The sequence below is a fragment of the Plantactinospora endophytica genome, from assembly GCF_016862915.1.
Taxonomy (GTDB): domain Bacteria; phylum Actinomycetota; class Actinomycetes; order Mycobacteriales; family Micromonosporaceae; genus Plantactinospora; species Plantactinospora endophytica.
The window spans coordinates 125,989-139,882 of record NZ_BONW01000012.1; the positions used below are offsets into that span (position 1 = coordinate 125,989).

Annotated in this window: 8 protein-coding genes; 3 read left to right on the top strand and 5 right to left on the bottom strand. The window is 74.3% G+C overall.

Annotated elements, in window-relative coordinates; all coding sequences use genetic code 11:
• Positions 1-26: 26 nt before the first annotated feature.
• From Pen02_RS12695 to def, 3 genes are all read right to left on the bottom strand, one after another.
• The gene (locus Pen02_RS12695; RefSeq protein ID WP_203866182.1) at positions 27-2,729 is read right to left on the bottom strand and encodes a hsp70 family protein; all 2,703 of its coding nucleotides are present in this window, start codon (positions 2,727-2,729) and stop codon (positions 27-29) included.
• Positions 2,730-2,966: 237 nt separating this feature from the next.
• Positions 2,967-3,746 carry an endonuclease/exonuclease/phosphatase family protein gene (locus Pen02_RS12700; protein WP_203866183.1) on the bottom strand — a complete coding sequence of 260 codons (780 nt, stop codon included), beginning with the start codon at positions 3,744-3,746 and terminating at the stop codon, positions 2,967-2,969.
• Positions 3,747-4,030: 284 nt separating this feature from the next.
• Complete coding sequence (def, locus tag Pen02_RS12705; RefSeq protein WP_203866184.1) at positions 4,031-4,534, bottom strand: peptide deformylase; 504 nt, start codon at positions 4,532-4,534, stop codon at positions 4,031-4,033.
• 356 nt (positions 4,535-4,890) lie between these two features.
• Between def and Pen02_RS12710 the strand changes: the two genes are divergently transcribed.
• Both Pen02_RS12710 and Pen02_RS12715 read left to right on the top strand, forming a co-directional pair.
• Positions 4,891-7,887 carry an SCO1167/SCO6262 family helicase gene (locus Pen02_RS12710; RefSeq protein ID WP_239140557.1) on the top strand — a complete coding sequence of 999 codons (2,997 nt, stop codon included), beginning with the start codon at positions 4,891-4,893 and terminating at the stop codon, positions 7,885-7,887.
• 151 nt (positions 7,888-8,038) lie between these two features.
• Positions 8,039-9,277 (top strand): SWIM zinc finger family protein, encoded by a 1,239-nt coding sequence (locus Pen02_RS12715; protein ID WP_203866185.1) that lies wholly within the window; start codon positions 8,039-8,041, stop codon positions 9,275-9,277.
• 137 nt (positions 9,278-9,414) lie between these two features.
• On the opposite strand, the gene Pen02_RS12720 is transcribed toward Pen02_RS12715, so the two are convergent.
• Positions 9,415-10,629, bottom strand: a complete 1,215-nt coding sequence (locus tag Pen02_RS12720) for a chorismate-binding protein (RefSeq protein ID WP_203866186.1) — start codon at positions 10,627-10,629, stop codon at positions 9,415-9,417.
• Positions 10,630-10,752: 123 nt separating this feature from the next.
• Here Pen02_RS12720 and Pen02_RS12725 point away from each other — a divergent pair, with 123 nt between their 5' ends.
• Complete coding sequence (locus Pen02_RS12725) at positions 10,753-10,953, top strand: DUF5999 family protein (RefSeq protein ID WP_101365960.1); 201 nt, start codon at positions 10,753-10,755, stop codon at positions 10,951-10,953.
• Between the two features lie 55 nt (positions 10,954-11,008).
• On the opposite strand, the gene gcvP is transcribed toward Pen02_RS12725, so the two are convergent.
• Positions 11,009-13,870 carry an aminomethyl-transferring glycine dehydrogenase gene (gene gcvP / locus Pen02_RS12730; protein ID WP_203866187.1) on the bottom strand — a complete coding sequence of 954 codons (2,862 nt, stop codon included), beginning with the start codon at positions 13,868-13,870 and terminating at the stop codon, positions 11,009-11,011.
• Positions 13,871-13,894: the final 24 nt, after the last annotated feature.

A 13,894-nucleotide genomic window follows, 5' to 3' on the forward strand; every position in this document is an offset into this window, starting at 1 on the left:
CGCGCGGGGCCGCGCCGGGACGGTAGCTAGCCGGGTGCGGCGGTGCGCAGGCCGGAGATGTTGAGTACCAGGGTGCGCCGGTCGGCGGTGACGACTCCGACCAGGTTGCCGGCGATCGCCACCTGTTCGGGGACCTTGTCGCCGACGGCGAACCGGTCGGTGCCTTCGTCGGTGGTGGTGTCCTCGACCTGGAGGTGCCAGCGCGTCGGTGAGCCGGTGACGGTGCCGAGGACGAGTCGTCCGTCGGCGGCGGCTTCGAGGTTGGCGCGCTCGGGGAGTTTTCGCCGCGCCTCGCCGCTGGTGCCGCTGATCAGTCGGGGGTTGCTGAGCGAGTCGAAGGTGCCTCGTCCGGTGACCAGGGTGTCGCCGTGGGCGTACCAGTTCTCGTCGGAGTGTTCGGTGGGTACGGTCCAGTCCGGCTTTCCGCTGCGGGTGTTGATCGCGACGACGCGGTGCTCGGCGCTGTTGGTGATCGCGACGCAGATCCGGGTCGGCGCACAGGGTTTGATCCGTTCGACGATGTCACCGGCGGCGAGCGGCACGGTCCAGCGCTGCCGCAACCGGGGTACGTCGTAGGCGGCGAGGACGTGGTCGTCGCCGGTGGTCTTGCCGATCACCGTGTTGTCGTGTGCGGTCCAGAGGTCGGGTTCGAGGGGTAGTTTGCCGCTTCCCCGGACCTTTCCGGTGTTGGCGTCGAGCAGGTAGCCGCGGTCGTTGGCGGAGTCGAGTTCGACGATGGTCTGGGTGCCGCCGGGCGTGTCGTGGTAGCTGCCGGCGACGGCGGGCAGGGCGCCGGGGGCGGGTGTGCCGGGGGTGCGCCACTGGCGTACCGGTTCGGCGCGGTGTTCGTCGATGGTGAGCAGGTCGGGTTCGCCGGACTTGTTCCACACCTGGCGGCCGGTGCGCAGGTTGACGCGGCTGATCGCGAGTTCGTCGGAGTCGCCGAGGGTCTCGACGATTGCGTCGGTGCCGTAGTAGGCGACGTCGGCGCGGTCGGGCCAGGGGCGTTGCCAGAGCAGCCGTCCGTTCCTGCCGTCGAGTACGGCGCGGACGTCTTCGCCGCCGTTGGTGACGGAGTCCTCACCGTCGACGACGATCAGGTCTTCGACGGCGGTGATCCGCAGGTCTCTGGGTTCGATCGGCAGGGTTGCCGTCCATCGGGGTGGACCGGTGGCGGCGGTCAGTGCGATGACTTCGGTGCTGCGGTTGCCGGCGACGGCGGAGATCACGTCGGTGCCGCGTACGGTGACGGCGGCGGCGCCCCGGCGGCTGCTGGAGTGGCTGTTGGCCTGGTCGAGGGTTCCGGTGGCGGGCGGGCCGGCGTCGAGGATGCCGAGGTTGAGGGCGCCGATCTGGTTGGTCAGCCACTCCCCGCCGACGACGACGGTGCCGACGCAGCCGGCGACGGCGAGGAACGTGGTGCTGGTGACGAGGAGTCGGCGGATCCGTCGGCGGCGCGGGCTGGCCGGTGGTGCGGGTGGCGGCGTGGTCGGTCGCGGAGGGCCGGCGGGTGGGTGTGGCGGTTGTCCGCCGGTCGGGCCGGGTGGTGGCAGGGGCGGCGTCGGTGCGGACGCGGCTCCGGGTGTCGGCGGGAAGCTGACCGGGGGGTGGGGCGGGCCGCTGGTTGGGGTGGCCGGGTGGCGGGTGGCGGTGTCGGGTCCGGTGTGGTGGATGGCGCCGTACGCGACGGGGAGTTCGGGTTGTTCGGGGACGGTGGGTGCGATGCCGAGTCGGGCGTGCAGGCGGCTGGCGACCAGGGGCAGTCGGCTGGATCCGCCGACGAGCAGCAGGCCGGTGAGGTGGCGGGCGTCGACGCCGGCCCGGTCGAGGGTGCGGCGGGTTTCGTCGACGGCGCGGGCGACGAGTGGTCCGGCGATCCGGTCGAGTTCGTCGCGGGTGAGGTGCAGCGGGTCGTCGCGGCCGGGTACCTGGACGGGGGCGCTGGCGGTGCGGGAGAGCATTTCCTTGGCGGCGCGGACCTCGGTCCAGAACGTCTGCCGGTCGCGGCGTTCGGCGGGGGTGTCGGGGTGGTGCAGTCGTCGCCACTGTTCGGGGTCGCGGAGTGCGACGAGTTGGCCGAGGTGGGCGACGAGGGCGTCGTCGATGTCGAGGCCGCCGAGGTCGTCGAGGCCGCCGGTGGCGAGGACGCGTAGTGCGGTGGGTTCGCGGCGGACGACGGCGACGTCGAGGGTGCCGCCGCCGAAGTCGAAGATGCCGATGGCGCCGCCGACGGGTAGTTGCTGGTGGAGGACCTGGGCGCAGTAGGTGGCGGCGGCGACGGGTTCGTCGAGGAGGCGTACGGGTCCGAGGCCGGCGTGGGCGGCGGCGGTGCGGAGCAGGGTGCGGCGGGGTTGGCCCCAGTCGGCGGGGCAGGTGAGGACGGTGGTGGCGGCGGGGTCGACGCCGGCGGTACGGGCTTCGTCGGCGACTCGGCGCAGGGTGGCGGTGAGGAGTCGTTCGACGGGTACCTCGTCGGTGCCGAGCAGCAGGGTGCCGTCGTCGATGCGGCGTTTCGGGTGTGGTTCGTAGCGTTGCGGGTCGGTGCCGCCGAGCCGGACGGCGTCTCGTCCGGTGTGCACGGTGCCGTCGGGGCCGAGGTGGGTGGCGGAGGCGAGCAGGGGGCTGCCGTCGAAGAGCAGGGTTCGGGCCGGTTGGTGGGTGTCTCGGCGGACCATGGCGACGGTGTGGGTGGTGCCGAGGTCTATGGCGAGCCGGACCGGCTGGTCCACCGATGTCACCTCCGGGTGCGGCGGCGCGGCGGGGGTCGGGGCGCCGCGTGCGGATGCTACTTCCCGGTGTGCGGGTGGCGGGTCGGGGGTTGGCTGGTTCCCGGTCGGGTGCGTCGGCTGGTTCGCGGAGGTGGTCGGGTGGTGCTGCTCCCCCCGCCGGGCACGTGGCTCGGTCCGCCGGGTGCGGGCGGCGGTGTTCGACGAGGTAGGTCCGGCTGCCGGTCGCCGTCGTGGTGTTCAGGCGAGGTCGATGACGAGTGGGCGGTGGTCGGAGATGGTGGCGACGGGTGTGTCGGCGGCGGTGACGGCGGGCAGTGCGTGGCCGTCGCGGGGGTCGGCGAGGATGTGGTCGAGTTGGACCCGGGGCTGTCTGGCCGGGTAGGTGGGGCGGCGGGCCAGGGAGCGCCAGCCGGAGACGAGGGTGGCGAGGCCGGCGGGCAGGTTGAGGTCGCCGAGCAGGATCCGGGGTGCGGGCAGGGTACGCAGGGCGCGGATGACCTGGCGCAGTTGTCGGACGTTCCAGCCGGGTACGAAGGACAAGTGGGTGGCGGCGGCGGTGATCGGCCCGTACGGGGTGTCGAGGATGGCGGCGAGGACGACCCGGGGTTCGTCGCGGAGCATGATGATTCCGCCGCGTGGGCCGGGGTCGATCACCGGGGAGCGTACGGGTGCCGAGGCGAGGCGGGTTACCTGCCAGGACCGGACCGGGTACCGGCTGATCAGGCCGATGCCGTAGAGGGGTTCGCCGTGTCCGTCGTCGTCGTGGGTCAGCGGCCGGAACCGTTCGCCGGGGGTGCCGACGACGGCGGCGGCGAAGCGGTGTTCGGGGGCGTTCATCGCCTGGGCGGCGATGGCGGTGAGGTCTAGGTGGTTGCTGCGGGACTGGTCCCGGTCGACTTCCTGGAGGGCGAGGATGTCGGCGTCGAGGGTGGCGACGGCGGCGGCGAGCCGGGTCTCGTCGACGAGGCCGTCGTGCGGGGATCGGCCGTGCAGCACGTTGAAGGTAGCCAGGCGCACCTGCACACCTTACGGCGGGATGTGCGACAGTTTCGGCGTGATCTTCAAAGCGCTGTGTTGTTCCGCGCTGGTGTTCGTGGCGTTGGGCGTGCTCGGCATCTGGTTGCGGCGTCGTCGGGGTCGCTGAGCGGCCTGGTCGCGGCGGGACTCGGCCGGCCCGCACGGTCAGGAGACCGGGGGCGGATGGCGGAGATCGTCTCGTTGGCCGGCGGCGTGTTCGGCGGGGCGTACGCCGGGCCGCTGTCTGCCCGGGCCCGTTCGGGAGTTGCCCGTCGGGTCGGGGGTTACCGGTCGGGGGTGGCGAAGCGGCCGGCGCGGATCTCGCGGAGGGCGCGGCGTCGGGTGTCGCCGCGCAGCGTGTCGACGTAGAGCCGGCCGAGGAGATGGTCGGTTTCGTGCTGGAGCGCGCGGGCGAGGAAGCCGCTGCCGGTGATGGTGAGCGGTTCGCCGTGCTGGTCGAGGCCGTGTGCGGTGGCGTGCATGGCGCGCGGGGTCGGGAAGTAGAGGCCCGGGATGGAGAGGCAGCCCTCGTCGTCGTCCTGTTGTTCGGTGGAGAGTTCGAGGGTGGGGTTGATCAGGTGGCCGCGGTGCCCGTCGGCGTCGTAGACGAAGACCTGGGCGCTGATGCCGATCTGGGGTGCGGCGACGCCGGCCCGGCCGGGTGCGCCGAGCAGGGTGTCCATCAGGTCGGTGACGAGGCCGCGTAGTTCGGCGTCGAAGCTGGTGACCGGTTCGCACGGGGTGCGGAGCACGGGGTCTCCGATGATCCGGATGGGCCGCATCGTCATGACCGGAACCTTATCGGTTCGTTACCCGTGCCGGGTGTGCCGGCGTCCCTCCGGGGTGCTGGCCGGGCTGGACGAGTTGCACACCATCCTTCGGTTCTGCCGGGAGTCGCAACTCGTCGCGGAGCCCCGGTGGTGCGGTCGGCGCGGACGGGCGGCGCGATGGCGGTCGGGCGGGCGTCGGGAGGACGGCGTCTTGGGTGGTGGCCGGTGGGCTGCGTCGATCGCCCGGGCGGGATTTCCGTATGACGTACGGTATAATGCTCGGGGCCAGTTCGGGTGGCGTTCGGTCGAGGCGGGGTCGCCCGGCGGGGCGGCTGGCAGGTGAGGGGGCGCGACCGGACATGCGACCGGATCCGATGGTGGAAGTCGACCGGGACGAGCGGTGGACGGTGGGCTGTGCGGTGGTGTTCGAGCCGGCCGATCCGCCCCGGGCCGGGACGGTGGCGTTCTGGCGGCCGGACGGCGGCCTACTGCCGGGCGACGGGCCGGGGCGGGCCGGCGAGCTGACCGTTGTCGTACCGGACGGGTCCGGGGTGCGGGCCCGGGTGGTACCGGCCCGGCGGCTGGCGGTCGGTGCGGCGCTGCCACTGCTGCTGGCTGGCCGCGCCGACCGGACGTCGGACCCGGTCGATCCGGCGATGGCCTACTGGGCCGCGGCGACGGTGCTGGCGCTGCACCTGGTGGCCCGGCGGCGGATCCTGCCGACGGTGTCGCCGGGCGGCTTCGACGCCTGGTCGGTCGGGGCGCTGGACGCCGCCGACGCGGCCCGGATCCGGGAACTGGCCGGGGCGATGCCGACCCGGGCCCGAGCGAGGCCGCTGGACCCCGGCCCGGCCTACCCGCCGTCGTCGGACGGATCGGCGACCCGGGACGAGCGGGCATCCCGGGAAGACCCGTCCCTGGGCCGGTCGCACCCGGAGGGGTCGGGGATTCCGGTGGAACCGGGCCCTGCGGTCGGGCCGACGGCACCGCTGCTGCCGGAGGCGGCCGGGCTGCTGCGCGCCTTCCTCGACGCGGTCGCCGACACCCTGCCCCGGTCCCCCGCCGCCCGGCACGCCGCCGGGACCGACGTGTTCGCCGCGCCGGCACCGCAGCCGGTGCCCCGGCTGCGCGGCTGGGCCGAGGAGGTCTCCGCCGGCCTCGACTCCGGGGTACGCGTGTCGGTGCGGCTGGAGGCCGTCGACGGCGACTTCGCCCGGCCCGGACTGCGGGCGGTGGTGCAGGTGCACAGCCTCGTCGACCCGGCGCTGGTGGTCGACGCGGCAGCACTGTGGCAGGGCACCGTCGCCGAGTTCGGGGCACGGGCCCGGATCGACGCCACGCTCGCGATCCGCCGGGCGGCGCAGGTCTGGCCGCCGCTGCGCTACCTGCTGGACGCCGCCGTCCCCGACCAGCTCGTGCTGACCGACGAGGAGGTGACCGAGCTGGTCGCCGACGCGGCCGGCCGGCTCGGCGCGGTCGGGGTGGCGGTGCACTGGCCCCGCGAGCTGACCGCCGGACTGACCTCCCGGGCGGTACTCGGGTCCGCCGAGGCGCCGCCGTCGGACCTGGCCGCGTTCTTCGGCGGCGACGGGCTGCTCCGGTTCGACTGGCAGCTCGCCCTCGGCGGGCGACCGCTGACCGCCGCCGAACTGGACGTGCTCGCCGAGGCGCACCGGCCGGTGGTTCGGCTGCGGGACCAGTGGGTGCTGGTCGACCCGGAGCTGGCCACCCGGGCCCGCAAGCCGGGGCTGCCGCCGCTGGGCGCGGTCGAGGCGCTCGGTGCGGCGCTGACCGGGACGGTGGAGGTCGACGGGCGTCCGGTGGAGGTCGACGCCACCGGCTGGCTGGACCGGCTGCGGCGGCGGATCGCGGACCCGGAGCGGGCCGGCGCCGGGAACGAGGACGAGAACGCGCCGGGACGCGCTGGCGACGAACCGGAGCGGGTCGGGGTGCCGGCCGGACTGACCGCCACCCTGCGGGACTACCAGGTACGCGGGCTGCGCTGGTTGGCCCGGATGACGGAACTGGGCCTCGGTGGCTGCCTCGCCGACGACATGGGGCTCGGCAAGACCGTCACCCTGATCGCGCTGCACCTGCATCGGCAGGCGGATCCGGCGACCGCCGGGCCGACCCTGGTGGTCTGTCCCGCCTCGCTGCTCGGCAACTGGGAGCGGGAGATCAACCGGTTCGCCCCGGGTACCCCGGTGCGGCGCTTCCACGGCGCCCGGCGGGACCTGACCGGGCTGGCCGACGGGTTCGTGCTGACCACGTACGGCACGATGCGGCTGGACGTGGCGCGGCTCGGTGCACTGCGGTGGGGGCTGGTCGTCGCCGACGAGGCGCAGCACGCCAAGAACCGGGCGTCGGGTACCGCTCGGGCGCTGCGTCAGCTTCCGGCCGCCGCCCGGGTGGCCCTCACCGGTACCCCGGTGGAGAACAACCTGTCGGAGCTGTGGGCGATCCTCGACTGGACCACACCGGGGCTGCTCGGTCCGCTGCCCCGGTTCCGGGCCCGGTGGGCGGCGCCGATCGAGTCCGGCCGTGATCCGGAGGCGGCGGCGCGGCTGACCCGGTTGATCGGGCCGTTCCTGTTGCGCCGCCGCAAGTCCGATCCGGGGATCGCGCCGGAGCTGCCGCCGAAGACCGAGACCGACCATCCGGTCGGGTTGACGGGTGAGCAGGCCGGCCTGTACGAGGCGGTGGTCCGGGAGACGTTGGAGCGGATCCGGGACAGTTCCGGGATGGCCCGCCGTGGCCTGGTGCTGCAACTGCTGACCTCGTTGAAGCAGGTCTGCAACCATCCGGCGCACTACCTGAAGGAGGCGCGGCCCCGACTGGCCGGTCGTTCCGGCAAGCTGGAACTGCTCGACGAGCTGGTCGACACGATCCTCGCCGAAGGCGGCGCGGTGCTGGTCTTCACCCAGTACGTCGCGATGGCCCGGCTGATCGAGCGGCATCTCGCCGACCGGGGCGTACCGGCCCAGTTGCTGCACGGCGGCACCCCGGTGGCCCGACGCGACGAGCAGGTACGCCGGTTCCAGGGCGGTGACGTGCCGGTCTTCCTGCTGTCGTTGCGGGCGGCCGGTACCGGTCTGAACCTGACCCGGGCCGATCACGTGGTGCACTACGACCGGTGGTGGAACCCGGCGGTCGAGGAGCAGGCCACCGACCGGGCGTACCGGATCGGGCAGACGCGTCCGGTGCAGGTGCACCGGCTGGTCACCGAGGGGACGGTCGAGGACCGCATCGCCGCCCTGCTCGCCGGGAAGCGGGATCTCGCCGACGCGGTACTCGCCGGCGGGGAGGCCGCGTTGACGGAACTGTCCGACGCCGAGCTGGCGGCCCTGGTCGAACTGCGGGGGCCGGCTTGAGGTGGGCTGCGAGGGCCGGCGTGCGGCGGGTGGCGGAGCCCGGCCCGGCCGGAACGGCACGGCGTCCGGGAACGCCGCCCCGGAACACGGGAACGCACCAGGACGCGGGAACGCGGCGGAGCACGGGACGACGGGGCGGGGTGGTGGCCGGATGAGCGCCGACGACCGGGTACGGGGGTTTCCGGCGTTTCCGCCGGGGCGGCGGGGCCGGCAGAACCGCTCCTGGTGGGGTGACGCCTGGATCCGGGCCCTGGAGGACAGCGCGCTCGACCAGACCCTGCTGCGTGGCGGGCGCCGGCTGGCGTCGACCGGGCACGTCGGTTCGATCACCGTCAGTTCGGGCCGGATCGCGGCCGAGGTGCACGACGGGGTGCGGGACGTGCCGTACCGGACCCGGGTGTTCGTGGAGCCGATGACCGACGCGCAGTGGTCCCGGTTCCTGGACCAGGTGGCGGCGAAGGCCGGGCACATCGCCGCGCTGCTCGACGGGGAGATGCCGCGTGACCTCGCCTCGGCGGCCGACGACGCCGGCATCTGGCTGCTGCCGGGCCTCGGCGACCTGCAACCGGAGTGCGACTGCCCGGAGTGGGCCGCGGCGGCGTGCCGGCATGCCGCCGCGCTCTGCTACCAGGTGGCCTGGCTGCTCGACGCCGACCCGTTCGTGCTGCTGCTGATCCGGGGCCGGGGTGCCCGGGAGGTCGTCGCCGAGCTGCGCCGACGGGGCCGACGGCCGACGGCGACCCCGACGGATCGGGCGCGGCGGCCCGGTGCCGGGGTGCCGGCCGAGCGGGCGTACGCCCGGCCGGATCCGCCGCTGCCCGCTCCCCCGCCGTTCGATCCGGAGCCGGGGGTGTCGGGGCCGCCGCTGCCGGGCGCCCCGGGGGTTCCGGCGGAGGCGCTGCGCGGGCTGGTCGAGAACGCCGCCGGCCGGGCCGCCGCGCTGCTCGGCGCCGTCGGTGCGGAGGTCGACGGGTGGGTGTTGCCGGAGGGGTCGGACGCGGTCCGGCTCGCGGTCGGGGCGACCGGTCCGGTGCTGGCCCGGCTGCGGCAGGCGAGCGGGCGGACCGGCCGGGAGTTCGACCGGGCGGTCCGGGCCTGGGAGTACGGCGGCCACGGCGGGCTCGCCGTGCTGGACGAGTCGTGGCGGCCACCGCCGGTACGGCTGGCCCGGGCTCGGGCCAGCCTCGCCACGGGTGGGGCCGGTGACGAGTTGCCGGAACCCCAGGTGTGGCGCAACCGGTGGACGTTCCCGGAGCAGCGGGCCCAGTTGCGGTTCGGCCGTGACGGCCGGTGGTATCCGTACCGGGAGGTGGCCGACGGCGACTGGTGGCCGGCCGGGATGCCCCGGACCGACCCCGCCGACGCGCTGGCCGACCTGCTCGGCGCCTGAACCGCACCCGCACCCGCCCTCGGCCGAGAACCCACCGTCCCGCCGAGGACCGATGCCGGTCCGGCGGGGCCGGGAGCACCGGGTGCCGGCCGGGCCGGGGCCGGGAAGCCCGGAACGGCGGCCGGGCGGTGCGGGGGTCAGCGGGGCGGGTGGTGGCCGGCCAGGGTGGCCCGGACCGGGCGGGCCTTTGCCGCCGCCTCGGCGACCTCGGCCGCCGGGTCGCTGCCCCAGGTGATGCCGCCGCCGGCCCAGACGTGTACCCGGTCGGTGTCGGCCGCCACGGTCCGGATGGTCAGTCCGAGGTCGAGCCGGTCGGGGCCGATCCAGCCGAGCCCGCCCATGCTGGCGCCCCGGCCGACGGGTTCGAGGGCGGCGATCCGGGCCAGCGCGGAGAGTTTGGGGGCGCCGGTGACGGAGCCGCCGGGGCAGACCGCGCGGAGCAGGTCGGCGAGCCCGTGGCCGTCGGCGAGGACGGCGGAGACGGTGGACTCGGCCTGCCACAGGTCGGACCAGCGGCGGATGGCGTACAGCTCGTCGACGCGTACGGTGCCGGTGCGGGCGATCCGGGCGAGGTCGTTGCGTTCCAGGTCGACGATCATCACATGTTCGGCGCGTTCCTTGGCGGATTCGAGCAGTTCCCGCCGACCCGGTCCGGTCGCTGGCCGGGTGCCCTTGATCGGCCGGGTGTAGACCCGACCGTCGGTCACCTCGACCAGGGTCTCCGGGGAGGCGCAGCCGATCGCCCAGCCGTCGCCGGTGAGCACGCCGCCGTAGCGGGCGCCGGGCAGCCGGGCAAGCCGGCGCAGCGCCGGTCGCGGGTCGCCGGTGTACTCGGCGCAGCCGTGTCCGACGACGTTGACCTGGTAGATGTCGCCGGCCGCGATGGCTTCCCGGGCCTGGTGTACCGCGTCGGCGTGCTGTTCCGGCGTCCAGCTCTCGGTCCACGGGCCGAGGGCCCAGTCGTCGGTCCGGGTTCGGTCCGGCCGGCCGTTCGGGGTGGGGTCGTCGTGTCGGTAGACCACCGCCACCAGGTCGGGGACGGCGGGGGCCGGGCTGGCCGGGCCGGTGGCGGCGCCGACCATCCGCGCTCCGGCGGCGGCGGAGACGAAGACGGCGGCGCCGCAGACGGTGCCGGCCGGCGCGTCGGGCGGGTGGGTGCCGGGCCGGGTCAGGTCGCGGACCGGGAGGCCGTGTCCGGCGAGGAACTCTTCCAGCAGCGTGGCGGGGTCGTCGGGACCGTCGGCCCGGCATTGAAGCCGGTCGTGTTCGACGAGCCGGGGTACGCAGCTCGCGGGCGCTCCCGGGGGCGCGAATGGGAGCGCTTCCACGACGTACGGTTCGATCTGCCTCATCCGAAAAGTGGATTTCCTCGGTCAGAGACGGATACCCGCTCGTCATCACTGGGTGTGAAGGGGTACCGTCCGTCACTGGTCATGTGAACCATGCCACAGCGCCCCCATAGTCCGGAGAACCCGATGTGCCAGCACGAACCGACCTGCCCCTCCGCTGAAGCAACCGACCGGGAAGCGGCCCGCGTCCTCGCCTGCTTCCGTGAGCAGGGGTGGAGCCTGCTCTGCAACGGCGTCATCCTCTTCGAGGACACCGGTGAGCTGCTGCCCGACGGCAGCACCATAGCGCCGCACCGTGGCCCGGCCCGGCACGCCCTGGTCGGTTAAGCCATTACTCAAAGTGACCGACCGGCACCTGACGCGCCGGTCGGTCAACTATCCGTCAGTTCTCGAACGCCTCGGGCGGCGGGCAGGCGCAGACCAGGTTGCGGTCGCCGTACGCGCCGTCGATGCGACGTACCGGCGGCCAGTACTTCGCCCGCCGGTCGACCCCGGTCGGATAGCCGGCCACCGACCGCGGGTACGGGTGAGACCACTCGTCGCCGGTCACCATCGCCGCGGTGTGCGGCGCGTTGGCGAGCGGGTTGTCCCCCTTCGGCCACTCCCCTGACCCGACCTTGTCGATCTCGGCCCGGATCGCGATCATCGCGTCGCAGAACCGGTCGAGTTCGGTCAGGTCCTCGCTCTCGGTCGGCTCGACCATCAGGGTGCCGGCCACCGGGAACGACATCGTCGGGGCGTGGAAACCGTAGTCGACCAGCCGCTTCGCCACGTCGTCCACGCTGACCCCGGTCGCCTTGGTCAGCGGGCGCAGGTCGAGGATGCACTCGTGCGCGACCAGGCCCTTGTTGCCGGCGTAGAGCACCGGGAAGTGGCCGCGCAGCCGTGCCGCGACGTAGTTGGCGGCGAGTACCGCCACCCCGGTCGCCCGGCGCAGCCCGTCCGGCCCCATCAGCCGCAGGTACGCCCACGGGATCGGCAGGATGCCGGCCGAGCCGTACCGGGCCGCCGAGATCGCCGGCCGGCCGTCGGCACCGCTCGGGTCGCCCGGCAGGTACGGGGCCAGGTGTGCCCGTACCGCCACCGGGCCGACCCCGGGGCCACCGCCGCCGTGCGGGATGCAGAACGTCTTGTGCAGGTTCAGGTGGGACACGTCGGCGCCGAACCGGCCCGGCTTGGCGTACCCGAGCAGGGCGTTGAGGTTGGCCCCGTCCACGTACACCTGGCCGCCCGCGTCGTGCACCTTGGCGCAGAGCGCGGCGATGCCGCCCTCGTAGACGCCGTGCGTGGACGGGTACGTGACCATGATCGCGGCGAGGGTGTCCCGGTGCGCCTCGATCTTGCGGTCGAGGTCGGCCAGGTCGACGTCGCCGTCGGGATCGCAGCCGACCACCACCACCCGCATTCCGGCCATCACCGCGCTTGCCGCGTTGGTGCCGTGCGCCGAGGACGGGATCAGGCAGACGTCCCGGTGCCCCTCCCCCCGGTCCCGGTGGTAGGCGCGGATCGCCAGCAGGCCGGCGAGTTCGCCCTGGGAGCCGGCGTTCGGCTGGACGCTGACGGCGTCGTACCCGGTCACCTCGGCCAGCCAGCCCTCCAGGGAGCCCACCAGGTCGCGGTAGCCGGCGGTCTGCTCGTCCGGGGCGAACGGGTGCACGTTGGCGAACTCGGGCCAGCTCACCGGCTCCATCTCGGTGGTGGCGTTCAGCTTCATCGTGCAGGAGCCGAGCGGGATCATGCCCCGGTCCAGGGCGTAGTCGAGGTCGGCGAGCCGGCGCAGGTAGCGCAGCATCGCCGTCTCGGAGTGGTGCGACCGGAACACCGGGTGGGTCAGGTAGTCGCTGGTCCGGGCGAGCCCGGCCGGCAGCGCGGACGGCGGGTCCGTCGGTGCCGGGGAGCCGGTCTGCCCGGCGACGGCGCCGAAGGCGTCCAGCACGGTCGCCAGGTGCGCCTCGGTGGTGGTCTCGTCGCAGGCGATGCCTACCTGGTCGGCGTCGACCAGCCGCAGGTTGACCCCGCGCCGTCGGGCCTCGGTGACCACCTCGGCGGCCCGGCCCGGGAACCGGGCGAGCACGGTGTCGAAGAACGCCTCGTGCACGATCTCGACCCCGTCGACGGTGCGCAGGCCGGCGGCGAGCGCGGCGGCCCGCCGGGCGGTGCGTTCGGCGATCGCCCGCAGCCCGACCGGACCGTGGTAGACGGCGTACATGCTGGCCATCACGGCGAGCAGCACCTGGGCGGTGCAGATGTTGCTGGTCGCCTTCTCCCGGCGGATGTGCTGTTCCCGGGTCTGGAGCGCCAGCCGGTAGGCGGGGTCGCCGGCCGCGTCCCGGGAGACCCCGACCAGCCGGCCGGGCAGCATCCGCTCCAGGCCGGCCCGGACCGCGAGGTAGCCGGCGTGCGGGCCGCCGAAGCCCATCGGTACGCCGAACCGCTGGGTGGTGCCGGCGGCGATGTCGGCACCGATCTCGCCGGGTGGCCGCAGCAGGGTCAGCGCGAGCAGGTCGGCGGCGACGGTGACGAGTGCCCCGGCGGCGTGTGCGGCGTCGACCAGCGGGGTGTGGTCGACGACCGCGCCGGAGGCGCCCGGGTACTGCAAATGCAGGCCGAAGTAGTCGTCCGGCGGCGGTTCGGTGGCCAGGTCGAGGACGCGTACCTCGATGCCGAGCGGCTCGGCCCGGGTGGCCAGTACGGCGAGGGTCTGCGGCAGGGTGTCGGCGTCGACGACGTACACGTTGCTCTTGCTCTTGCCGGCGCGGCGGGCCAGGGTCATCGCCTCGGCGGCGGCGGTGCCCTCGTCGAGCATGGAGGCGTTCGCGGTGGCCAGCCCGGTCAGGTCGGTGACCATGGTCTGGAAGTTCAGCAGCGCTTCGAGCCGCCCCTGACTGATCTCCGGCTGGTACGGCGTGTAGGCGGTGTACCAGGCCGGGTTCTCCAGCACGTTGCGGCGGATCACCGCCGGGGTGTGGGTGCCGGAGTAGCCGAGGCCGATCATGGAGACGGCGACGGTGTTCCGGTCGGCCAGCGCCCGCAGTTCGGCGATCACCTCCTCCTCGGTGGCGGCCGGCGGCAGGTCGAGGTTGCCGGTCCAGCGGATCACCTCGGGAATGGCGGCGTCCATCAGGTCGTCGACCGAGGAGTAGCCGACGGTCTCCAGCATCCGGCGTTCGGCGTCGGCGTCCGGGCCGACGTGCCGGTCGGCGAACGCTCCGCCGTCGCGGGTGGGGTACTGCGCTGTGGTCATGGGGGCACTCCCGGGCGAGGTCGA